Origin of the sequence: Pseudomonas sp. SWRI99 (genome assembly GCF_014270125.1) — a bacterium.
In the GTDB taxonomy this organism is placed as follows: Bacteria; Pseudomonadota; Gammaproteobacteria; order Pseudomonadales; family Pseudomonadaceae; genus Aquipseudomonas; species Aquipseudomonas hamedanensis.
In genome coordinates this window covers 34411-57165 of record NZ_JABWQR010000003.1, presented here as the reverse complement: position 1 = coordinate 57165, position 22755 = coordinate 34411, and the positions used below count along the sequence as shown (strand labels likewise).

Sequence of the window (22755 nt, the reverse complement as noted above, 5' to 3'; positions counted from 1 at the left end):
GCAACTCGTTAAAAGATGTAGGGCAAAAGCAAGGGCAACGGCCGGGCTTTTCCGTAATGGACGCAAGGTTACCATGGGCAGTCGGCGGGACGCAGGCATGACGGTCGGGTGAAAGCTTTCTGTTTGAAAATGATGATTTATGCATCTTTTATGCAAATCAGCATTTGTCTTCCGCAAAAACTTCAAGCACTATGCGCGTTATGCAAAAACGCAACGTATCCTTCGTCTTAAGAGCACTGCTCGATCAACACGGGATCTCCCCCACGGAGCTTCACCGTCGTACCGGCGTGCCGCAATCCACGCTCTCGCGAATTCTCAGCGGGAAGATCGTCGATCCTTCGGACAAACATATTTCGAAGATCGCCGAATACTTCAATGTAAGCACCGATCAGTTGCGCGGGCGCGCAGACGTCGCTCAGTCGGCGGCGGGTGCGCGCGATGACATGCATGCAGAACTCAAGGACATAAGCCTGTGGGACGACGATACCCCTGTCGATGATGACGAGGTGTCGGTGCCCTTTCTACGTGAGGTTGAATTGGCTGCTGGATCAGGAAGATTCGTCATCGAAGAGAGCGAACGCTCTAGCCTGCGCTTCGGCAAGCGCAGCCTGCGCCATAACGGTGTGCAGTTCGACCAGGCCAAATGCGTGACGGTGCGTGGCAACAGCATGTTGCCGGTGTTGCGTGACGGCGCCACGGTCGGCGTAAATGCGGGTAAATGCGGGATCGGCGATATCATCGATGGTGATCTTTACGCGATCAATCACAACGGCCAACTGCGCGTGAAGCAGCTCTACCGCCTGCCCACCGGCATTCGTCTGCGCAGCTTCAATCGGGATGAACATCCGGATGAGGACTACAGCTTCCAGGAAATCCAGGAAGAACAGATCGTGATCCTCGGTCACGTCTTCTGGTGGGGCATGTACGCCCGCTGACCTTTGCGATTCAACTGAAACCTGCCGCCCGGCAGGTTTTTTTTCGCCTGCACAAAACCCTCCAGCCCGTGCTCAGCGTGGTCTTCATGCGTTCGTGCATTTATTTCGCATAAATAAATGCATTTACGCATTGACTGTATATGCATCCATGCATATTCTTGCCACCAAGCCGCTCGACAAAGCGGCTGGCAAGACAAGCTCTTTAGTTCCACAAGAACAGGCAGCGATGAACCGGCCTCAACGGTTCAGAGGGTTGGCAACTGACCCGGGTGTGCAGCGTAAAGCACCAGAAGCAGTTATCCGGCGGGCAGGGACCGCGGTCGGAAAAACAATTTGAATGGACTCGTACCGCGCCAGTAGCGCCGAAAAGTCAGCTTCCTTCTTGAACACAGGATTTGAAGGAAGGCGAAGGAGCGCATTACTGAAAAGCCCGGCGTGCAAGCGCCGGGCTTTTTGGAATGCCTGCCGGATCAAACGCGACATCCATATTGAAAAGAACCTCATAACAAGGAATGCCCATGAATCTCTATGCATTGGTTGAATACAACAGAGTCGTCCAACTGAAAGAAAGTGAAGTCATGCCCGAAGCTCCGGCTTCGCCAACATCGATCTGGGTTGATGTCACCGGTAGCACGGATATGCGGGTGGGCTGGGGGGCGACGTTCAACGGCATCTGGACCTTCTCGGCACCCACCGATGAAGAGCTGCGAAACGAAGCCGAACAACAAAAATGGCAACTTCTGAATGTCGCCGCCAACTGGCTGTTGATGAACTCATTGCAGTTCAAGGTTGATCTGGCCGTGGCCAGCGCAGAAGAGCAAGCCCGATTGCTGGCTCACAAGCAGTATTGCATTGCGCTGAGCGACGTCGATAAGCAGTCGGGTTACCCAACAAACATCATGTGGCCGGTTGCTCCTTACTGACCCATCCAGTCTGCCGTGAAAAAGCAGACCCATCGCTCAGCCTGGCTCTCTGAGCCAGACGACCCAATACACTTTTCCAAACCTGATCACGGATGAAAAACAAATGTTGAACAAGAAAATCGCTGCGCTTCTCGCTACCTTTGCACTGCTTGGCAGTACCAACGCACTGGCAGCCAATCTGCTTGTGAACGGCAGTTTCGAACAGTCAACCTGCGGTGCCGGCTGCATTCTGGATACTCCGGCAAAAGCCGATGCAATTACAGGCTGGACTACCTTTTTGTCGGGGGCCGAATACTTCAATATGCCCAACGCGATCGGCGGCTCTGTTGCAGCAGATGGCGTCATGATTGTTGATCTCGCCAACTACGTTTACGGCAATGGCGGCGGGATCCAGCAAAACTTTGCAACCACCGTAGGCGCTAAATATCGGTTGACCTTCAGCGCGGGCAATTCTCGGTTTGCCAGTCGTGCCGGGGATGGCGTCGTTCAGGTAAAAGTGGCCGGTCAAACAGCGACCTTCAATACGCCGACAGCGAAAGGTGTTGCCGTGGAGTGGGCCACCATCACCTACGATTTCACCGCAACCACCACGCAGACCACACTGGCATTTTCCAATGAACAAAACCCGAATGCCAACTTCGCCTTTATTGACAATGTCATTGTCGAGAGGCTTTGAGCTTCGAACATCGAGTCGTTTCGGTGACCTCTCGGAACATGACGGTGGCACCTGTGCGGTGGCATTCCCCATCCTGCTTACATCAGCACATCCAGGAGGCGTGACATGACAAACGAGCAACAAGCGTTGGCAGACATGCCGATCTGGCTGGTCATCCTCCTTGCCGTGATCGGCGGGGTGTCCGGCGAAATGTGGCGCGCCGACAAGGAGGGCGCCCGCGGCTGGTCACTGCTGCGGCGTCTGGCCCTGCGCTCCGGCGCCTGCATGATTTGCGGCGTCTCGGCGATCATGCTGCTGTATGCCGCCGGCTTGTCGATCTGGGCCGCCGGCGCGTTCGGCTGCCTGACGGCAATGGCCGGTGCCGATGTTGCCATCGGCCTGTACGAGCGCTGGGCCGCCAAGCGCATCGGCGTCTGCGACGTTCCACCGCGCGATCCCAAGTAACGCTCTCACCTTCACGTCTCGCTGCATTAAACGCGGCGGGATCTCGTGTGCACCTTTAAAAAAGGAGGTCCTGCATGGCCGCACCGATCCAGCAGCCTTCGCAGCTGTACAACGCGATGGCGACAACCTTGCGTAACACGGCTGGCCTCTCTGTTCAGGTCGGTCATCCCGAAGATTTCATGGGGGCCGGCGCGCAAGCCTGGGCATTGATTGATTTCGACCGCAACGCACCGGGAGCACGTGCCGCTGACGGGCGTATCGCCCACGTCATGACGGTCTCAGTGCAGGTCATTCCGGCGACCGCCGCCAGCGCTTTTGCCGCCTGCGATCTGATCGCCGTGCTGAAAAATCTGATCACCGACAACCGCTGGGGCTTGCCCGGTGACCAATGCGATGTGCCGGTGGCTCTCGATGGTCTGCCATCGCTTCTTATGCGCAGCGATCAATCCTGGAAAGCCTGGACCCTGACGTTTACCCAAACGCTCTACCTCGGCGCGACCTTGCTCGATGACCCGCTCGGGATCGCGAAATTCGCCCGCACCTGGGAAGTCAGCGACATTGATGACCCCGACCAATACACCGCGCTGGAGGCCTGAGCCATGTTCGACGCATTACTGCGCATGCAGCTCGGTCCGATCATCGAGCGCCTGGCGGAAATGGAAGCGGAAATCGAAGACCTGCACCGCCGCGCCGAGAGCTTCTGCCGCATCGGTATCTGTCAGACCGTCGACGCGGCCAGCAACACCTGCCAGGTCAGCCACAGCGGTTTGCTCACTCCGGCGATCAAGTTTTTCAACCCCAGCGCTGGTGCACAAAGCGAATCGCGGATTCCGTCGGTGGGCGAGCAATGCCTGCTGTTCAACTACGGCAGCGGCGAAAGCGGTGCGCAGAGCGTGGCGTTGTTTGGCTTGAACAGTGACCGCTTTCCACCCGCCGCCACAGTGCCGACGCTGACCCGTCGAGTGCACCAGGACGGCAGCGAAAGCGGTTACGACGACGCCGCGCACACCCTGCACTGGCTCAACGGCCCGGCCGCGTTCAGTGGTTCGCGCCAAGCGCTGGAGCTGAGCCTCGGCCCGGCGCGACTGGCCCTGACGCCGCAGTTGATCAGCCTGCAACTGGGCGCCGTCGGCCTGACCATCGACGCCTCGGGCGTGCACTTCAGCGGCCCGCTGGTCGATCACCAGGGCCGCGTCATCAGCCCCTGATTTGTGAGCCTCTCATGATTGGAATCGATAGAGACAGCGGGGCCACGGTCGACGACTGGCTGCAATTTGTACAGCGCGCGACCCGAGCCCTGACCACACCGCTGGGTACCCGGCAAAAACGGCCTTTGTATGGCTCGCTGATCCCCACGCTGCTGGGGCAGAACCTCGGTGACGACGTTCTGCTTCTGGCGCAGAGCCATGCCGCGCAAGCGTTCTACAACCCGCAAAACGGTATCGATGATTTTCAGCCGCAAGTGATTGTCGCCACTCGTCAGGGCGCCGGCCTGCTGCTGCGTTTCGCCGGCACTTGGAAAAACCGTCAACAAACCTTCGAGGTCGTGACATGAGCATGTTGATCCCCGGTCAGAACCAACTGGCCGAACCCGCGCTGATCACGGTTGATGCGTTCGAGGACTTGCTTGCCGAGTTCAAGGCTTTCGTCGTTGAATACGTCGGTGCACGCTCGCCGGCCAGCGCTGCGAAACTCAAGGCCAGCCTGGAAAACGAGAGCGAGCTGCTGACCCTGGCGCTGGAAGCATTCTGTGTGCGCCTGCAAACCCACGAACGCAAATACAACGCGCGCATCAAGCAGATGCTGGCGTGGTGGGCGACCGGCAGCAATCTGGATGCACGGCTGGCGGACATGGGCCTGGAGCGACAATTACTCGATCCCGGCGACCCGGCAGCCTTCCCGCCAGTGCCCGCCATTTATGAAAGCGACGACGATGCCCGTCTGCGTTATTACCTGGCGCCCCATGCACCGGCCGCCGGCTCGCGCATGCAATATCGCCGCGAGGTGTTCACCCTCGGTGAGCGGCCAACGGTGAAGGTTGAGTCCAGCGATGCCGGTGTGGTGAATGTCACCTACACCTTCAACCCGGACGGTCTCGCTGCGCAGGTCAAGGATGGCAACGGGCGCCGCACGGCGCCGGGCGAAGTGCAGGTCACGGTGCTTGCCCGCGAAGGCGATGGCACACCTTCCGAAGCACTGCTGGAGGGCGTGCGCCAACACTTCGCTCGACCCGACGTGCGCCCTGAGACCGACCTCGTCACCGTCAAGGCCGCTGACATTCAGCGCTACAAAATCCGCGTCGTCGCGAAGATCAATTCGGGTCCCGATTCGGGCCTGACGCAAGTCGCTGCGCAAGCGCAATTGCAGGCCTACGCCGACAGTTGCCATCGCCTCGAAGGCCGGGTCGATCCGAGCTGGATCGACTACACGCTGCACAGCGCCGGCGCCGTGCAACTGCAGATTATCGAACCGTTGGCGCCGATCATCACCAGTGCCTTTCAGGCACCGTACTGTACGGCGGTTGAAGTCGAGGTGCTGACGCTATGAGTGAAAAAACTCAGCGGCCAACCTTGTTGCCGGCCAACAGCTCGCCACTCGAGCGCGCTCTGGATCTGGGATTCGGCGCCTTGCTTGACCGCATCGCACCGCCATTCCCCGAACTGATGAACCCCAGTGAAACGCCGGTCGCTTTTCTGCCGTATCTGGCCGCCGATCGTGGTGTCGCCGAATGGAGCAGCGATGCGCCGGAAGCGGAAAAACGCCTGACCGTCGAACTGGCCTGGCCCACCGCGCGCCAGGCGGGTACTCGTAAGGCACTGGAAAACGCCGCTAAGGGTTTGCAACTGCGCCCGGAAATCCGCGCCTGGTACGAACAGACAACGCCCGGCGCGCCCTACAGCTTTTCGGTGCGCGCCTTCACTGAACAACCCTACAGCGAAGCCATCGACGCCCGTCTCGACCGACGCCTGGCCGATGCGAAAAGCGAACGGGACGTGCTGTCGGTCTCGGTCGGCCTTAGCGCGTTCGGCAATCACGTCATCGCTGCCGCGACGTTCTGCGGCGAACTGACCACGGTTTATCCGGTGTTCATCGAAGGGCTTGAAGCCTCAGGTGAAGCGTTCATGGCGGCGGCGCTGTACACCGTCGAAACATTCACTATCTATCCTCAGGGGGCCTGAATGGCTGACTACTACACCCTGCTCACCAACGCAGGGATTGCCTACGAAACGGCATGCAAGGCCGCGGGCGTGCCGATCAAGCTGACACAGATTTCCGTCGGAGACGGCGGCGAGGGCGGGGTCTACAACCCGGCCGCAACCGCCACCGCGCTGAAACGCGAAGTCTGGCGCGGGCCGCTCAATGCGCTGTTCCAAGACGAGAAGAACCCGAGCTGGCTGCTCGCTGAAGTGACCATTCCACCGGATGTCGGTGGCTGGTATGTGCGAGAGGGGGGGCTTTGGACTGATACCGGGATTCTTTACGCCATCGTCAAATACCCGGAGTCGTTCAAACCGGTTCTGGCCACGTCGGGTTCGGGGAAAGAGTTCTACATTCGCTCGATCTTCGAGACCAGCAATGCGTCCTTGGTGACGTTGTTGATTGATGACACCGTGGTCAAAGCCACGCGCGCCTGGGTCATGAGTTATCTGGCCGAAGAACTCGGCAAACTTGATGGCAAGCAATCGGTGCGTGTTGCGGCAACCGGCAACGTCCCGTTGAAGGGAGCACAGCAGATTGATGGCGTCGCGGTGGTGGCCGGTGACCGCGTGTTGCTGCCGGGTCAGACGTTAGCGAAAGACAACGGTCTGTGGATCGTCGCCAATGGTGACTGGCTGCGGGCGACCGATGCCAACACCAGCGCCAAGGTCACACCGGGCCTGACGGTCATGGTCGAGGAGGGCACAGCGAACGGTGATTCGTTGTGGCACCTGACCACGAATGCGCCGATCACCCTTGGCACGACCGCGCTGACGTTCAAGATGCTCGCAGGACGCACAGGCGTTGCTGCCGGGACTTACAAGAGCCTGACCGTTGACGAATATGGCCGGGCGACTGCCGGAGCCAATCCAGAAACTTTGGCCGGATTTGGTATCAAGGATTCGTATACCAAAGCCGAAGTTGAAGCACTGATCGCCAAGGCCTCGGCATTGCCGGTGGGGTCGATCGTGGCGTTCCCGGTTGATGCACCACCACCGGGATTTCTGGAGCTGGATAACAGCGTCAAGAGCAGCGCGACTTACCCGGACTTGAGCGCCTATCTGGGCGGCAAGTTCAACAAGGGTGATGAGGGGGTTGGAAACTTCCGGCTGCCTGAAGCGCGCGGGGAGTTTTTGCGGGGTTGGGATCATGGGCGTGGGGTGGATGCAGGCCGCACTCTTGGCACTTATCAAACCGACGAAAATAAAGCCCACGCTCACGCGACCAGTTATGAACTGGTAACGGATACGTTTGCAGCTGGCACGGTGTTGCGGAATTTCGTTCAAGAGTTCGGCGCCCAGAACAATGTGCAAACAAACGCAGCGGGAGGAGCTGAGTCACGCCCGCGCAACATCGCCGTCATGTGGTGCATCAAAGCCTGGAACGCTCCGGTCAATCAGGGAACCATCGATGTCGCCGCACTGGCTAAAGAAGTAGAACGTCTCAAGTCCGCGGTTCCCGTCGGCGCTGTTTTGGCATTCCCGACGGGGATCGTGGCGCCTGGCTATCTGGAACTGGATGGCAGTGTGCAGAGCATTGCGACTTACCCGGATCTGGCTGCTTTTCTTGGCACCACTTACAACAAGGGAAACGAAGGTGCGGGTAACTTCCGCTTGCCAGAGTCGCGTGGTGAGTTTCTCCGGGGCTGGGATCATGGACGCGGGGTAGATGCCGGCCGGGCAATCGGTAGCAGTCAATTAGACAGCCTGCAGAATATTACCGGTATCTTTGACGGCTATCTGGACATCACCTCAGCCAGTGGTGCCTTTTCCAGAGCGAACCTGAACACGGCACCGAACCCGGCTAGTCAGAGGGACGCCTATCATGCCGTTTCCTTTGATGCTTCCAGGGTGGCGCGCACCTCCGCGGAAACCCGCCCGCGCAACCTGGCCGTCATGTGGTGCATCAAAGCCTGGAACGCGCCGGTCAATGGCGGAAGCCTTGACGTAGCAGGACTGACCGCTCTGGCACAGCAAGCATCCGAATCGAATCAAGGCACAGCAAAAGTTGCCACCTTGACACAGACCAATGCTGGTGCCGATGACAGCGTTATCGTCACGCCGAAAAAACTGACGTGGGGCTTTCACTTTCAGAAAAGCGGCATCGGTTACTGCGTTTTCCCTTCCTGGCTGGGTGGCTTCACTATTCAGTGGGGGGTGTACAGCATTGTTTCTAATACAGCTGACCAAACCATTGCTTTTCCTCTCACGTTTCCTACTGCTGCGTTGTCAGCCGTGGCGCTCAGTGACTATACCCCCGGTTCCGGTTCCGTCGGCTTCGTTGCGATGGGCGCGCTGAACAAGGCGGGCTTTACGGTTCGATCTTCTTCCGGAACTTCAACACGATGGCTCGCAATCGGTTGCTAAGAGGAAAACAAATGACTAACAAATACATGACATTCGACGAGTCGGGTCATATCAAAGAGCGCCTGATTCTGGGAATTTGCGACATTCCTGAAGGGGCGATAGGCATCAGTGAAGAACTCTGGCTTCAATCCGCGACGGACTTGACGGGGCAATGGCGTCTGATCGACGGGACTCTTGCCAAAGTGCCTTTTGAGCTCAAGGTGGACTTTGCACACTTAATTGCTGCAGAACGTTTTCGCCGGGAAACCGCAGGCGTCGAGGTTGACGGTTTGTACATCGAGACGACACGCGATAGCCAGGCCCTGATTGCCAGCGCGGGCCTCTCGGCGATCATCGAGACGCAGTATCGCTGCAACTTCAAGACTCTCGATGGTTTCGTCGATATCGACGCGGCGCAGATTCTCGCCATTGCGAAGGGGGTCCGCGCACATGTTCAGGCATGTTTTGACCGGGAACTGACACTGCTTCATGCCGTTGAGGCGGGGAACTTCGCCTCCACGATGCTTGAAGAGGGTTGGCCAGCGTCGCTGCCGGCTGAGTTGCTGCTCAGAACTTAAGTCGGCCGGCGTCGATGTCGCGCCAACCGATTGCGGTGCATTACTAAACGCCCCACACCGTGGGGCGTTTTCATACCTGGCCGCCCAAACCGGCGGATTGGATTTTCAAACATCAAACAAGGAAGAAACCCATGTTTTATTCACCATCGATGCAAGGTTTCTACGATCCTTCCATTCATATGGAAATACCAAGCGATGCCGTTGAGATTTCTCGCGAATATTGGCGTGAGCTATTGGACGGTCTGTCTCTTGGCAAAATGATCGTCATGAACGAAGACGGCTTTCCGGTGCTGGCCGATCGTCCGGGACCAACGCCTGAGGAACTGGAGGGCTATGAGCGTTCCTGGCGCAACATGCAGATTGCAGCCACCGACAGTGTTGTCACTCGCTACCGTGACGAAGTCGAGCGTTGGCCGACCCTTTTGACCCCAGCGCAGTACATCGAGCTGCAAACATACCGTCACGACCTGCGTATCTGGCCGGTCGGCGGCGAATTGCCTTTGAGCGAACACCGGCCGGTCGCGCCGGCATGGCTCGCCGGTCTGCCGCAATAAGAAGCGCCCCGCATCGTCGGGGCGTTTTGTTATCGGCGTATCAGCTACCTGGCCCCTTCCATGAAGGGGCTTTTTCGTTTCTGGAGAAACCCAAATGGCAAAACGCCAAACCTACACCGTCCTCGTCCCGTTCCCCACAGGCCGTGGGCACTGGTCGAGCGTCGGTCAAGAACTTGATCTGCTCGACGTCGAGGCCAGCGCCTTGCACAGCGCTGGTCGACTCGCACTGAAAACCCCCATCACCCAGGCCAAAAAGGCCGCTGCCAAGAAGGCTGACTGAACATGGCTGAGGTTCTTAACTTCGAGCACAACGGCATTACCGTCAATGCCACCGAATCCCCCGAGGCCATGGGTGGCCTGGGTGACAACGTCATCGGTCTGGTCGGCACCGCGCCGAACGCCGATCCGCTGATTCCGCGCAACGCGCCGTTTCGCATCAACAGCTTTACCACCCACGCGCTGCTCGATCCGAGCGGGGCGGAGGAGGGCACGCTGTACCACGCGGTTTACCAGATTCTCAAAGTGGTCAAGGTGCCGGTGTACGTGGTCATCGTCGAAGCGGGCGCGACTCCGGCTGACACCGTCAATGCGGTGATTGGCGGCGTCGAGCCGGCGACCGGTCGCAAGCTCGGTCTGGCCGCACTGGGCAGTGTCCCGGAAGACTTGACCATCATCGGCGCGCCGGGCTTTACCGGCAGCAAAGCGGTGGCCGGTGAATTCGCCTCGTTCGGCAAGCGCATCAAGGCCCGTGTGGTGCTGGACGGCAAGGATGTGTCGGTGGCCGATCAGGTACTGTACAGCCAGGAACTCGGCGGCGCCGAGCTTGGTTTCGACCGTTGCCTGGTGGTGCACAACATGCCAGCGGTGTACTCGAAAGCGGCGAAGAAAAACGTCTTCCTTGCACCGTCCAGTCTGGCGATTGCCGCGCTGGCCAAGGTCAAGCAATGGGAAAGCCCGGGCAACCAGGTGACCTTCGCCGAAGATGTTTCGCGGGTGGTCGAATACAACATCCTCGACACCTCTACCGAAGGCGATCTGCTCAACCGCTACGGCGTCAGCTACTACGCCCGCACCGTGCTCGGTGGCTTCTCGCTGCTGGGTAATCGCTCGATCACCGGCAAGTTCATCAGCTATGTCGGTCTGGAAGATGCGATCAGCCGCAAGCTGGTCAAGGCCGGCCAGAAAGCCATGGCCAAGAACCTGACCAAGTCGTTCATGGATCAGGAGGTCAAGCGCATCAACGACTGGCTGCAAACCCTGGTCGCCGACGAAACCATCCCCGGCGGCAGCGTGTATCTGCACCCGGAACTCAACAGCGTCGAGAAATACAAGAACGGCACCTGGTACGTGGTCATCGACTACGGCCGCTACGCGCCGAACGAACACATGGTTTATCAACTCAACGCCCGCGATGAAATCATCGAGCAGTTCCTGGAGGACGTTCTCTAATGTTTACCAACCGCGTAAGACAGGCCATCGCGGCCACCCTGCAAGGCCTGCCGTTGTCGGCGACCGTTGAAGAATTCACTCCGCCGAAAATCGAATTCGAGATGGAGAACATGACGGGTGGCCGTTTCATCATCGAAGAAATGGCCAAGAGCGCCAAAGCTTTGGGCGCCACACTCAAGCTGCAAGGCATGGGCGCTGAAGTCATGCTCGCGCTGGGTGTGAAGCTGGGCGACGACATCCTGCTGAACGTGCGTGAAGCCGGTCAGGATCAGGACGGCAACACCTGGTTCACCTACCACACCGTTGGCGGCAAGCTGAAATCGCTGGCTGAAGACGCCGTGAAAATGGGCGGCAAAGCCATCACCACGCTTGAGCTGTCCTGCCGCACCTACAACCGTCTGGAAAACGGCGTGCCGGTGATTGACATCGACGTGCGCACGCAGAAGTTCGTGCTCAACGGCGTCGACATCCTCGGTGATGCACGGCGTGCGGTGTTGATGCCGTAGTCATCGGTTTACAGGCAATCACATAACCCTGTGGGAGCGAGCCTGCTCGCGAAAGCGGTCGTTCAGTCACATCACTATCGAATGTGCCAAAGCCTTCGCGAGCAGGCTCGCTCCCACAGTGGATCTAAACGAATCACCAAGGAATTCATTCATGTCGTGGATGCCACCCAAACACGAACTGCTGTCGCCGATCACCGGCGACGACGGTTCGCAGATCGAAACGATCCAGCTCAAACCGCTGTTCTACGCTGCACAGAAGGACGCACTGGAACGCGCCGGCGACGATGAAGAAGATCAGTTTTTCGAACTGGCGCTGCTCGCCACCGGCCTGTCGGTCAAGGAACTCGACCAGCTCAAGCGCCCTGACTACGTAAGCATTGCGCAGTACGTTCACGAGATGTCGACCCGGCCGAGTTCGTACTTTCTCGAGCAGATCGAAGACGCGGAAAAATCTACCGATCCCGACCAGGTCCAACTGCTGCAACCGCTCGCCGTGACGGGGCGTACCGTGACCTCGCTGAGCCTGGAAATGCCCGCACTGCGCGCCACCAAAGTGATGAAGAAACTGAAAACGGCCAAGGAACGCGCCGAGTTCATCACCGCCCATTGCACCGGCCTGATGATCCCTGATCTGGCCCAGTTGACCGTCCCCGACTGGACGCAGTTGCAGGTGCGCATCGACGATTTTTTAAACCAGCCGGCGGCCTACTTTCGGAACGCGACATCGAAGTAATCCTCGATATCGTCCCGCTCATTTACCCGGTAAGTGAGGCGGAAATTCTGGAATGGGACGCCGAAAAGGCGTTGCGCCGCTACGACATAGCGATCACTCGCCTTGGCGTGAAACAGGAGTAGAGCGGCATGGCAGAGAGTCAATATGCGCTCAGGCTGACCCATATCAATGGCAGCACCGGGTTCATCGACACGGGCCTGGACAGTGGGCAACCGGCAAGCGAAACGCTCGCCAAACCGCTGGCAGAGTTGAAACTGGCAATCGTGAATGTGAGTCAAGACATCCGGCTGCTGATCAAGGAGCAGATCAAGTTTCGGGAGGTGCTGGCAGCACAGCAGTCGTTTTCAAAGGGCAGTGCACCGGCACCCGCGGCCGCGAGCGAACCGACTTCCAAGCCAAAGGCTGAGATGGAGCAACGGCCGCTTCCCGGTTTTCTCCAGTCTTCCGCAGCGCTGCAATCGGCCATGGCGCAGCTGCGGCAAATCCCGGGTATTGGTAGCGACCTCAAGGGCATGGAGCAGTCCAATCTCGAGTTGGCCGCTGAAAAATCGGTAGCGGCCAGTGGCGCCACTGTTGTCGATCTGGCAAACGTCGAATATGCCGCAGCAAGATCCGGTGTGGCGGCCAATCTCACCGGTGATGCGAAACAACAGGCACTGCTGGACTTCGGTCGTGACGCGGCAGTCAACGCGACGGCCTTAGGGATTGGGCTCAAAGACGCAGGAGAGATGCTGGCGGCCTGGCGCACCTCGCTGAAACTGGACCGTGAGCGAAGCCGCAATCTGGCTGATGCGACCAGTCATCTGGGCAAAAACTCCCTCAAAGCCACGGCGGCCGATATCGGCTCGGTGCTGCAAAACTCCGGTGAGGCGGGCATCACGGCAGGCATTGCTCCCGAGCAACTGGCGGCCCTTGCGGCAGCGTTGCTCAATGCCGATGCGGATAAGAACGCCGCCGGCAACTCGGTCGACACCCTCAGTGCAGCGCTGGCCAAAGGCGCCAAGGGATCCGCCGCCGAGCGTGCTGCCTGGAAGTCACTCGGATTGCAGCCAGACACCCTCACTGACGACGTGCCGCAGACCCTGGCCACGGCGCTGCAAGCGCTGAAGAAAAAACCGGCCAGTCAGCAATCAGCGTTGCTCAAAACCTTGTTCAACGGTGATGAGGGCGTGCGCAAACTGCTGGAAAAACCGGAGGAGGTCGAAAAGTCATTTTCGATGATCACCGCCACAAAACCTGTCGATAGCCAGTCAGCATTGCTGAAGTCGCTGTCCTATGGCAGGGAAGGCGTGCGGTCGCTGATGAACGTGTCGGGCGACACGCAGGCGGTACCTTCACCGTTGCCTCTTCAAGGGCCGACCCACAGCCTCGAGCCGCAATATAAAGGTTCGGTGCAACGCTCGGCGAGTGAGGCGCAGGACACCACTCAATCGAGTGGGAACGCCTTGAACGCCAGTCTCAATCGTTTGGCGATAGCCGTGGCGCCGAATGCCGGCGCGAGCATGGACTTCATCACCGATAAGATTAATGGTGTGGCCGAGGTGGCCGAAGCCAACCCCAAAACGGCTTCGGTTCTGGCGGCGGCAGCGGCCGGGCTTAGCGCAATTGTTGCGCTCTTGCTGGCAAAAGCTGCCGATAACTTCAGTGGCATGGTGCTCAAGAGTGCGGCGGCCAGGCTACCCGCAGGCCTTGGCAAATGGATTGCCGATTTGCCCAAGGCCGAACCGGCTGACAGATCGAATGATGAGTCGCAAAAGGGCTCTCCAACCAAGGAAAAGTCTGCAGGCCAAGGGGCTCGTGTAGCAGGCACAAAGCCGCGGACTGGACGCAAGGGCCGTGGCCGAGCCGCTGCCACGCGCGGCAATGACCTCACCCGTGCGCCTGAAGTCGCGTCTCCCTTGCTGCCTGGCAGTGGATCGATGCCCGGCGGCCTGATGTCATTCAGCGGCTCATCGGGTTTGCGTCCGCCAGTTGCGGCTCCGTTGTCCGGGTCGTATGCCAAGGCTGGTTCATTGCTCGCCAAAAGAGCGCCACCTCTGCGCTTGCTCAGTGCTGGTTATGAGTTAGTGAACGGCGTCATGCAGGGCGATACCCGCGCAGTGGTTTCCTCGGGTGCATCGTTGGCCGGATCGTCGGCTGGCGCCGCCGTCGGTGCAGCGCTGGGCACTTTGATCCTGCCAGGCGTGGGGACAGCAATTGGTGGCTGGCTGGGAAGCATGGCAGGTGGTGCGATAGGCGAATCACTGGGCGACAAGCTGGGAACGCAAGTCGACCGGCTGGGCTCTCCCGAACAGGTCAGTAAAGAGCTGACGGGGAATCCGTTGTCACCTGCCAGCGAAACCGCCAATCAGGCTGTCACCTTCAATTCCACCATCAATATCAGTGGCCAGGATCTGGCCAGCGCCCAGGCACTCGCCAATCTGGTGGTGCAAACAACGATGGGGCAATTGGGCCAGATCATGCCGTCCAACCTCCTTGCCACCCGCCGCGACGCAGCCCTCACCGATGGAGCCGCCACATGAAACAACAAATGGCACTGGGCAGTTTCATCTTCGGCCTGTCGCGCGACTTTGCGTATCACTCGTTTGCGCGCAAATCGGACGGCGGTTGGACCGAAATCCAGATCCTCACCAGCAAACCCAAGTCCAGTCAGACCGGACAAAAACCGCAAACCCTGACCATCACCGGCAAATCGATGTACGCCGTGGCCATGGACCGGCTCGATGAATTGCGCGCCTTGCAGGCACTGCGCGTGCCGTTGCCGCTGATCGATGGTATCGGGCGCAACTGGGGCTTGTGGCGAATCAGCAATATTTCGGAAACCCAGAGCCAGATCATCGATGACGGCACGGCGATGGTGGTCGATTGGGTCGTCGAACTGGCGGAGTTCAACAATGCGTAAGGTACGAAGCGTGGCCGGTGATTCGGTGAATCTGTTGCTCTACCGGGAAACCGGGCGCAGCGATGATGCCGCCGAAGACGCACTGTGGAAGCTCAACCCGACCCTTGCCGAATACGGACCGATTCTGCCTGCGGGTGTCTGGGTCATGCTGCCGGAACTGGATGTGAAACCCGCCGTGATCAAAGCGGCATCGGCCTGGGATTAAGGAGGTGGCATGGCACTGGGATTTACACCGGCGGTCAACATTTACGGGGACAACTCAGCGTTGATCAATCAGCGTCTGATCAGTTGGGAGCACATCGACGCCGCCGGTTTCGAGTCCGATCAACTGACGCTGACCATTGATCTGGAAGGGCTTGAAGGGCTGCCGAGTCTGGGCGGGAAAATCGGCCTGGAAGTCGGTTATCGAGAAACCGGAATGGTCGATAAGGGCCTGTTCAAAGTGACGCGCCTGACGCCGACACTGTTTCCGTTTCGCCTGACCCTGGTCGCCACTGCGGCGCCGTTCAGCGCCGCAGACGAGACCGGCTTCAAAGAACGGCGCACGGCCAGTCATGGGCCGACCACACTGGGTGGACTGTTTCGTGGACTGGTCGAGCGGCACGGCTTTTCGCCGCGTGTCGCACCGGAAGTTTCGTTGATCAGGATCGCCCACGTCGACCAGTCCAACGAGACCGACATGGGTTTTCTGACGCGCCTGGCAAAGAAGTACAACGTGGTCGCCAAACCCTACGGCGACGTCTACGTGCTGGCGCGTCCGGGCCAGACCAAATCGCTGTCGGGGCAAGTGCTGCCCGACGTGCGTTTGTCGGTCACCCACAACAATCGGCCCGGCGACGCGGCGTTCATCAGCGCCACCCTGGAAGAGTCTGCCCGTGAGCAGGCCAAGGGCTGCAAGACGTGTTTCTGGGATGCGGCGGCCGGGTTGTTGCGCTGGGTCGAAACGGGAATTGCACCGTTCAAGATCTTGCGCCAGAAGCAACCCAGCGAAGCCGATGCCATCGCGGTCGGTGAGGGCGAAGTGCGCAAGATGCTGCGCCAGAAGTACAAGGTGAAAATCACCTGTCCGGGCGATCCGCGACTGGCAGCCGAAGGCCTGATATTGCTCGATGACACCTGGCCGGATTTTATGCGCGGACGTTGGTCGATCGACAAGGTCACCGCCAGTGGCAATCGCGAAAACAGCTATCGCTGTTTGATTGATGCTTCGGGCCTGGATTCGAAGGCTGACACCAAGGACTGATTTACCACGACCTCACTGCGACGAAGATCCCTGTGGGAGCGGGCTTGCCCGCGATGGCGGCGTATCAGTCACCTCTCTTCCGAATGTGCTGGCCCCTTCGCGGGCAAGCCCGCTCCCACAAGGGTTTGCAGTGTTCTGCGAATCCTGTTTCTTTCTGGAACACCCCATGAAGATCACCCCGATCCTCACGCAATTGCGTGGGCAATGCCCTGGGCTTGCCAATCATATTTCGGTGGGTGTCGATCTGGCGTTGCTGCAAGGCAACCCGGATCTGCCGACACCCTCGGCCCATGTGCTGCCACTGGCCGACCTGGCCAGTGGCAGTGCCGCTCAAAACCTCATCACCCAACCGATCCGCGAGCGCTTTGAAATCGTCCTCGTGCTTGACGCAACCGACGCGACAACAGCACTGGATCTGTTGCACGACCTGCGCGCCGAGCTGTGGTGCGCATTGGTGGGGTTCAAAGTGGATTCCGACTACAGCGCCATCGTTTATGACGGCGGTGAGCTGGTCTCGATCAACAGCAGCCGCGTCTTCTACCGGCTGCGCTTTTATGCCGAGTTCCAGCTCGGCCGCAATCTGCCGAGCCAGCCTGCGGAGAGTTGGCATGAACGCGAACTGGACGGTTTGTCGTCCTTTACCGGGGCCACGGTGCGGGTCGATGCGATCGATCCGGCCGACCCCAACCTGAAACGCCCGGGCCCTGACGGACGGGTGGAAATGACTTTCTCTGGAGACGTAACCCCATGAGCAACCGCATCACCGTACTGCCGGCCGCCGGCCGTGTTGTGCCTGACCCGGAGGCGGGCGATCTGCTGCCCGCCGCAGGCCGTGAAGTGCTGGACAGCGCCTGGTGGCGCCGGCGTCTGGCCGACGGCGATATCACCATTAAAACCGCGAAAGCGGCTAAACCACAGGGAGCCAAATAATGGCGATCGGATTCAGCAACATCCCCGCGGACATTCGTGTACCGCTGTTCTATGCCGAGATGGACAACTCGGCCGCCAATAGCGCGACCTCGGCCATGCGCCGTCTGATCGTCGCCCAGGTCAACGACAACATCGCCCCGAGCGAAGTCGGCAAACTGGTGCTGGTGTCCAGCGTGGCGCTGGCGAAAAGCATCGGCGGCCAAGGCTCGATGCTCGCATCGATGTACGAGACCTTCCGCAAGGCCGACCCGATCGGCGAAATCTGGTGCCTGCCGCTGCATAACAGCGAAGGCGCGATCGCCAAGGGCGTGTTGACCCTGACCGGCACTGCGACTCAGGCCGGCGTGCTCAATCTGTATGTTGGCGGCGTGCGTGTGCAGGCCACCGTGGTTAACGGTGCCACCGCTGCACAAGCGGCCACCGCACTGGCGCAGAAAATCAACGCCACCGCCGACCTGCCGGTCAGCGCTGCCGCTGCTGAAGGTGTGGTCACGCTGACTGCCAAATGGACTGGCGACAGCGGCAACGACATCAGCCTGCAATTCAATCGCCTGGGCAAGAGCAACGGCGAAGACACCCCGGCTGGCCTGATCACCGCGATCACCGCCATGACCGGCGGCGCCGGCGTGCCGGATCAGATGGCCGCCGTTGCGGCACTGGGCGATGAGCCGTTCGAATTCATCGCACTGCCATGGTCCGATCTGGCAAGCCTGAACACCTGGCAAGCGGTCATGGACGACAGCACTGGTCGCTGGTCGTGGGCCAAGCAATTGTTCGGTCACGTCTACAGTGCCAAGCGCGGCACCGTCGGCACGCTGGTTGCCGCCGGGCAAGCACGCAACGATCAACACATGACCATTCAGGCACTGGAACCGGGCGTGCCGCAACCGTTCTGGGTCCAGGCTGCCGCACTGGCGGCGCGCACTGCGGTGTTCATCTCCGCCGATGCCAGCCGTCCGACCCAAAGCGGCAGCCTGCCGGGCGTCGATCCGGCACCGGCCAGTGAGCGCTTCACCCTGACCGAGCGTCAGTCGCTGCTCAATTACGGCATTGCCACCGCGTACTACGAAGGCGGTTACGTGCGCATTCAGCGTTCGATCACCACCTACCAGAAGAACGCTTACGGCCAGGCCGACAACTCGTATCTGGACAGCGAAACCATGCACCAGTCGGCGTTCATCGTGCGTCGTCTGCAAAGCGTGATTACCAGCAAATACGGCCGGCACAAACTGGCCTCTGACGGCACCCGTTTCGGCGCCGGTCAACCGATCGTCACGCCGGCGACCATTCGCGGTGAGCTGATCGCGCAGTACGCCAAGCTTGAGCTGGAGGGGCACGTCGAGAACGCCGAGCTGTTCGCCGAACACCTGATCGTCGAGCGCGACGTGCAGGACCCGAGCCGCGTGAACGTGCTGTTCCCGCCGGATTACATCAACGGTCTGCGCGTGTTCGCACTGCTCAACCAATTCCGTCTGCAGTACGACGACGCCGCCTGATAAGGCGCCTCTGGCGTTAAGCATTCAGCCCACCTCGCGTGGGCTTTTTATTTGAAGGGAGAAACACCATGGGTCAACTGATTGCAGGCACCTGCTACGTCAAGGTCGACGGCGCGCAACTGACCATCAATGGCGGCTGCGAAGCCCCGCTGATGGCGGTCAAACGCGAAACCGTCGTGCCCGGCTTCTACAAGGAAACCGACATTGCGCCGTCGTTCAAAGTGACTGCGCTGCACACCGCCGACTTCCCGCTGAAGAAGCTGATCGAAGGCACCGACATCACCGTCACCTGCGAATTCAGCAACGGCAAGGTCTACGTGCTGGCCGGTGCGTACCTGGTCGAAGAGCCAGTCTCCAAAGGCGATGACGCCACCATTGAGCTGAAATTCGAAGGCATCAAGGGGACCTGGCAATGAGCGGCGCCGTGAAGCTTCAGGTTGCGATCGAAGCTCACGGCGAGCCCTTGACCGAACTCGTCCTGCGCCGTCCGACGGTGCAGGAAGTGCGAGCGATCAAGGCGCTGCCGTACAAGATCGACAAGAGCGAAGAAGTCAGCCTCGACATGGACGTGGCGGCCAAATACATCGCCGTGTGCGCCGGCATTCCGCCGTCGTCGGTCAACCAGCTGGACCTGGCTGACCTCAACGCGCTGAGCTGGGCCGTTGCGAGTTTTTTCATGAGTGCGGCGTCGGCGCCATCACCGACCTGATCGCAGTCGCCTATGACCTGGCCTGGTTCTGGAAGGTTGACCCCGAACAGATGATGGCCAGGCCACTGGATGTGCTCCGCGAATCGCTGGAGCACGCGCAACGGATCAATGCGATGCAGCAGGTGCAGTGATGGCAGACGAAGAAAGCAAAGTGAAAACCCCGGTGCTGATCACGGGCATCGACGAACTGTCGCCCAAACTCGGCGCCCTGCGGGCAAACGTCGAGCGCTTCAAGAAAAACCTCGAGCAGACCGGCCTCGGCAAACTGGACATCAGTGGTCTGTTCAAGGGCGGCAGCGTGATCACGCCGTTTGTAGACGGCATCAAATCGGCCGCAGCGTTCCAGGGCAAATTGAGCGAAGTCAGCGACACGGCGAAAACCGTCGACCTGCCCGCCGCGCCGACAGCAGCGACACAGAACATGAACGTGTTCAGCGCGTCGATGCAGAAGGTTTCGGCGTCGGTGGACGCTGCGCTGGTGCCGGCGGTGGGGGCTTTGGTGGTCGGGCTTGAGCCGATGCTGACGCAGGTCGGCAGCTTGCTCGCCGACAACCCGAAGCTGGTTGAAGGCCTGGCGGCCGGGGCCATTGCCTTTTCAGCGATGCAAACCGCGGTGACGGGCGCCACGCAAGTGTTTGACGTGATGAGCATGGTGCTCAAGACCAACCCGATCATGCTGATCGCCATGGGCATTGCCGTGGCCGCCGGTTTGATCGTGGCCAACTGGACGCCGATCAGCGCGTTCTTCACCGGGCTGTGGGAGGGCGTGAAAAACGCCGGTGCGAGCGCGATGGCGACGTTGCGATCGATACTCGATTGGCGACCGCTGGCGGCACTGGCGGCGCTGTGGGAACCGGTCACGGGGTTTTTCTCGGGGATCTGGGACAAGGTCAAGGCCGTGACGGCGCCGGTGATCGACTTCTTCAAGTCGGTTTTCTCGTGGTCGCCTGCTGGCATGATCATGGAAAACTGGGCGCCGCTGACCGGCCTGTTTTCGGCAATCTGGGAGCTGCTCAAGGCCTTGAGTGTGCCGGTAATGGCGTTCCTCAAAGGTTTGTTCGACTGGACGCCGCTGGGCATGATCATCAGCAACTGGGGCTCAATCAGCGGATTCTTCGCGTCGATCTGGGCCGCGTTGCAACCGGCCGCGCAGGTCATCAAAGACTTTTTCCGCACGTTGTTCGACTTCTCCCCGTTGGGGATGATCGTCAACAACTGGGGCAGCATCGTTAGCTTTTTCGAACCGCTCTGGGCTGCGCTGCAAGCTTCGGCACAGCAGATGAAAAGCTTCTTTCAAGGCCTGTTCGAATGGTCGCCGCTGGAACAGATCGCGCTGTACTGGCAACCGATCGGTGAGGTGTTTTCGGCACTGTGGGGCGTGGTGCAAGCCTTGGCCGCGCCGGTTCTGGAGTTTCTGCACACCATGTTCGAATGGACGCCGTTGGGGCAGATCGTCAAGAACTGGGGACCGATCACCGAGTGGTTCGGCGAGTTGTGGCAAAAGCTGCAAACCGTGATTGCGCCGATCAAGGAGTTGTTCGACGGCGGCTTTGCCGGCTTGATCGCCAAGGTCACCGGCAAGGTTGAAACGCTGACCCAAGCGCAACGCCAGACCAACGCCGAAGGCAAGGGAGAACTCGCGCCGGCGTTCTTCGGCGCCAGCCCGACGTCTGCCGGCAACGGCACTTTGCAAAGCAGCTCGTTACCGAAAACGTCCAGTGCCCTCATTCAACAAAGCGCAATCAACAACCGCACGCAGCTCGAAGGCGGCCTGACCGTACGCTTCGAAAATGCGCCGGCCGGGTTGCGCACCGATCCTCCACAAACCAATCAACCGGGCCTGGCGCTGTCGTCGCGCATCGGTTATCGCTCGCTGTCGGCAGGAGGTTCCAATGAACTGGCGTGACCGTTTGTTGCCGGCATCCTTTCGCGGTGTCGGTTTCTGGATCGATCAGGCGAAAACCCCGGTCGGTCGCAAAGGTCAGTTGCATGAATACCCGCAACGCGACCTGCCGTTTTTCGAGGACCTCGGCCAGCAGGCCAGGACCCACGATCTGACGGCGTTCATCATCGGCCCTGATTGCCTGGAGCAACGCGACAAGTTGCTCAAGGCGCTGGAGGCGGGCAGTGGTGAACTGGTGCATCCGTGGCTTGGCCGTCTGCAAGTCAAGGTCGGCGAATGCGACATGACCCACACCCGCGAGGACGGCGGGTTGGTGACGTTTGCCTTGAAGTTTTATCCCGACCAGCCGCTGCCGTTTCCGACCGCGACCGTCAGCACGCAGAAAGTCTTGCTGATCAAGGCTGACACCCTGTTGGGTTCGGCGGTGGCGCGTTTCGAGCAGGCGATGACGTTGATCAAGGCGGCGCGGATCGGCATCACCAACCTGCGCAACAGTCTCTCCGGCGTCTATGAGGTGATCAAGGAACAGCTCAAACCGCTGATCGAGCAGTACCGGCAAATCACCGAACTGGTCAAAGCCGTGAAAGAGCTGCCCAAGGAAGTGGCGGCGGAGTTCAAGGGCTTGCTCGGCGATATCCAGGAGCTGAAAGCGTTCGCCAGGGAAGGCTACCGTGGCGTGATTGCCGACGTGTCGCAACAACTCGAAGCGATTCGCAAGGCCGATGCACCGAAGATCACCACAGGCAAGGACACCAACGCTGCGGCGCAGGCCATGGCTGATCTGGTGCAGGACACGCTGATTGTAAAAGTGGCGCAGTGGGTTGCATCGATGCCGGTGGCCACCCGTCCGCTGAAACTGCCGTCGACGCCCACAGTCAATCAGCAGGCTCATCAGCAAGTCAGCCGCCAGGAAGTCCCGGCCACGGACGATTTGCAGGCGCTGCAAAAGGATTTGGTCGAGGCGCTGCAACGGGCGAAAAACAAGGCCGATCCCGCTCACTATCAAGCCATCAGCGATGTGCAGGATGCCCTGGTTGCACACCTCAAGGCCGTGGCGTCTTCGGGCGTGCGACTGGTCAGCAAATCCTTTCAGGAGAGTCTTCCGGCGCTGGTGATTGCCTACAAACAGTTTGGTGATGCCACGCGAGTGACCGAAGTCATTCAGCGCAACGGCGCGACCAACCCGTTGTACCTGCCGCAAAGCGACGTCAAGGTGTCCAGGGAGTGAGCC

At 59.8% G+C, this 22755-nt stretch carries 27 protein-coding genes; all 27 read left to right on the top strand.

The genetic code is table 11. The features are described 5' to 3' along the window. Positions 1–200 precede the first annotated feature (200 nt). The 27 genes from HU743_RS03290 (at position 201) to HU743_RS03160 (ending at position 22752) form a co-directional block, all read left to right on the top strand. Entirely contained in the window at positions 201–935 is a 735-nt protein-coding gene (locus HU743_RS03290) for an XRE family transcriptional regulator (RefSeq protein ID WP_186646923.1), read from the top strand. A 518-nt stretch (positions 936–1453) separates the two neighbouring features. Beyond that, complete coding sequence (locus HU743_RS03285; RefSeq protein WP_186620918.1) at positions 1454–1858, top strand: tail fiber assembly protein; 405 nt, start codon at positions 1454–1456, stop codon at positions 1856–1858. A 103-nt stretch (positions 1859–1961) separates the two neighbouring features. Further along, the gene (locus tag HU743_RS03280; protein ID WP_186635288.1) at positions 1962–2534 is read left to right on the top strand and encodes a DUF642 domain-containing protein; all 573 of its coding nucleotides are present in this window, start codon (positions 1962–1964) and stop codon (positions 2532–2534) included. A 105-nt stretch (positions 2535–2639) separates the two neighbouring features. Continuing rightward, positions 2640–2978, top strand: a complete 339-nt coding sequence (locus HU743_RS03275; protein ID WP_186646921.1) for a phage holin family protein — start codon at positions 2640–2642, stop codon at positions 2976–2978. A 74-nt stretch (positions 2979–3052) separates the two neighbouring features. Continuing rightward, positions 3053–3574 (top strand): hypothetical protein, encoded by a 522-nt coding sequence (locus HU743_RS03270; RefSeq protein WP_186646919.1) that lies wholly within the window; start codon positions 3053–3055, stop codon positions 3572–3574. Between the two features lie 3 nt (positions 3575–3577). Continuing rightward, positions 3578–4186, top strand: coding sequence for a phage baseplate assembly protein V (locus HU743_RS03265; RefSeq protein WP_186635294.1), 609 nt, complete (start codon positions 3578–3580; stop codon positions 4184–4186). Between the two features lie 14 nt (positions 4187–4200). Next, the gene (locus HU743_RS03260) at positions 4201–4533 is read left to right on the top strand and encodes a phage baseplate protein (protein ID WP_186620908.1); all 333 of its coding nucleotides are present in this window, start codon (positions 4201–4203) and stop codon (positions 4531–4533) included. Continuing rightward, entirely contained in the window at positions 4530–5525 is a 996-nt protein-coding gene (locus HU743_RS03255) for a baseplate J/gp47 family protein (RefSeq protein ID WP_186646917.1), read from the top strand. Before HU743_RS03260 ends, HU743_RS03255 begins: the two co-directional genes overlap by 4 nt. Continuing rightward, positions 5522–6157 (top strand): phage tail protein I, encoded by a 636-nt coding sequence (locus HU743_RS03250; protein ID WP_186646915.1) that lies wholly within the window; start codon positions 5522–5524, stop codon positions 6155–6157. Before HU743_RS03255 ends, HU743_RS03250 begins: the two co-directional genes overlap by 4 nt. Further along, positions 6158–8542 carry a phage tail protein gene (locus HU743_RS03245; RefSeq protein ID WP_186646913.1) on the top strand — a complete coding sequence of 795 codons (2385 nt, stop codon included), beginning with the start codon at positions 6158–6160 and terminating at the stop codon, positions 8540–8542. Between the two features lie 11 nt (positions 8543–8553). Beyond that, entirely contained in the window at positions 8554–9099 is a 546-nt protein-coding gene (locus HU743_RS03240; protein ID WP_238351682.1) for a DUF4376 domain-containing protein, read from the top strand. A gap of 131 nt (positions 9100–9230) precedes the next feature. Beyond that, entirely contained in the window at positions 9231–9653 is a 423-nt protein-coding gene (locus HU743_RS03235; RefSeq protein ID WP_186620900.1) for a phage tail protein, read from the top strand. A 94-nt stretch (positions 9654–9747) separates the two neighbouring features. Next, the gene (locus HU743_RS03230) at positions 9748–9933 is read left to right on the top strand and encodes a hypothetical protein (RefSeq protein WP_186646911.1); all 186 of its coding nucleotides are present in this window, start codon (positions 9748–9750) and stop codon (positions 9931–9933) included. Positions 9934–9935: 2 nt separating this feature from the next. Beyond that, a complete protein-coding gene (locus HU743_RS03225) occupies positions 9936–11102 on the top strand; it encodes a phage tail protein (RefSeq protein WP_090282035.1) in 1167 nt (388 codons plus the stop codon). Then, the gene (locus HU743_RS03220; protein WP_186550242.1) at positions 11102–11608 is read left to right on the top strand and encodes a phage major tail tube protein; all 507 of its coding nucleotides are present in this window, start codon (positions 11102–11104) and stop codon (positions 11606–11608) included. The genes HU743_RS03225 and HU743_RS03220 overlap by 1 nt, the downstream gene beginning before the upstream one ends. Positions 11609–11759: 151 nt before the next feature. Continuing rightward, positions 11760–12341: a phage tail assembly protein gene (locus HU743_RS03215; protein ID WP_186646909.1), complete on the top strand. Its 582-nt coding sequence runs from the start codon at positions 11760–11762 to the stop codon at positions 12339–12341. A 248-nt stretch (positions 12342–12589) separates the two neighbouring features. Then, positions 12590–14863: a phage tail tape measure protein gene (locus tag HU743_RS03210; RefSeq protein WP_238351681.1), complete on the top strand. Its 2274-nt coding sequence runs from the start codon at positions 12590–12592 to the stop codon at positions 14861–14863. After that, positions 14860–15243: a phage tail protein gene (locus HU743_RS03205; protein ID WP_186646905.1), complete on the top strand. Its 384-nt coding sequence runs from the start codon at positions 14860–14862 to the stop codon at positions 15241–15243. Before HU743_RS03210 ends, HU743_RS03205 begins: the two co-directional genes overlap by 4 nt. After that, entirely contained in the window at positions 15236–15448 is a 213-nt protein-coding gene (locus HU743_RS03200) for a tail protein X (protein ID WP_186646903.1), read from the top strand. The genes HU743_RS03205 and HU743_RS03200 overlap by 8 nt, the downstream gene beginning before the upstream one ends. Before the next feature lie 9 nt (positions 15449–15457). Continuing rightward, complete coding sequence (locus tag HU743_RS03195) at positions 15458–16486, top strand: phage late control D family protein (RefSeq protein ID WP_186646901.1); 1029 nt, start codon at positions 15458–15460, stop codon at positions 16484–16486. A gap of 166 nt (positions 16487–16652) precedes the next feature. Then, positions 16653–17237 carry a hypothetical protein gene (locus HU743_RS03190; RefSeq protein WP_186646899.1) on the top strand — a complete coding sequence of 195 codons (585 nt, stop codon included), beginning with the start codon at positions 16653–16655 and terminating at the stop codon, positions 17235–17237. Further along, positions 17234–17416, top strand: coding sequence for a DUF2635 domain-containing protein (locus HU743_RS03185; protein WP_186646897.1), 183 nt, complete (start codon positions 17234–17236; stop codon positions 17414–17416). The genes HU743_RS03190 and HU743_RS03185 overlap by 4 nt, the downstream gene beginning before the upstream one ends. Then, the gene (locus tag HU743_RS03180) at positions 17416–18912 is read left to right on the top strand and encodes a phage tail sheath subtilisin-like domain-containing protein (protein ID WP_186646895.1); all 1497 of its coding nucleotides are present in this window, start codon (positions 17416–17418) and stop codon (positions 18910–18912) included. The genes HU743_RS03185 and HU743_RS03180 overlap by 1 nt, the downstream gene beginning before the upstream one ends. A 68-nt stretch (positions 18913–18980) precedes the next feature. Then, positions 18981–19328 (top strand): phage tail tube protein, encoded by a 348-nt coding sequence (locus tag HU743_RS03175; RefSeq protein ID WP_007908779.1) that lies wholly within the window; start codon positions 18981–18983, stop codon positions 19326–19328. Beyond that, positions 19325–19621 carry a phage tail assembly protein gene (locus tag HU743_RS03170; RefSeq protein ID WP_007908778.1) on the top strand — a complete coding sequence of 99 codons (297 nt, stop codon included), beginning with the start codon at positions 19325–19327 and terminating at the stop codon, positions 19619–19621. The genes HU743_RS03175 and HU743_RS03170 overlap by 4 nt, the downstream gene beginning before the upstream one ends. Positions 19622–19751: 130 nt before the next feature. Beyond that, positions 19752–21527, top strand: a complete 1776-nt coding sequence (locus tag HU743_RS03165) for a phage tail protein (protein ID WP_186646893.1) — start codon at positions 19752–19754, stop codon at positions 21525–21527. After that, complete coding sequence (locus HU743_RS03160; RefSeq protein WP_186646891.1) at positions 21514–22752, top strand: DNA circularization N-terminal domain-containing protein; 1239 nt, start codon at positions 21514–21516, stop codon at positions 22750–22752. Before HU743_RS03165 ends, HU743_RS03160 begins: the two co-directional genes overlap by 14 nt. The last annotated feature ends 3 nt before the right edge of the window (positions 22753–22755 follow it).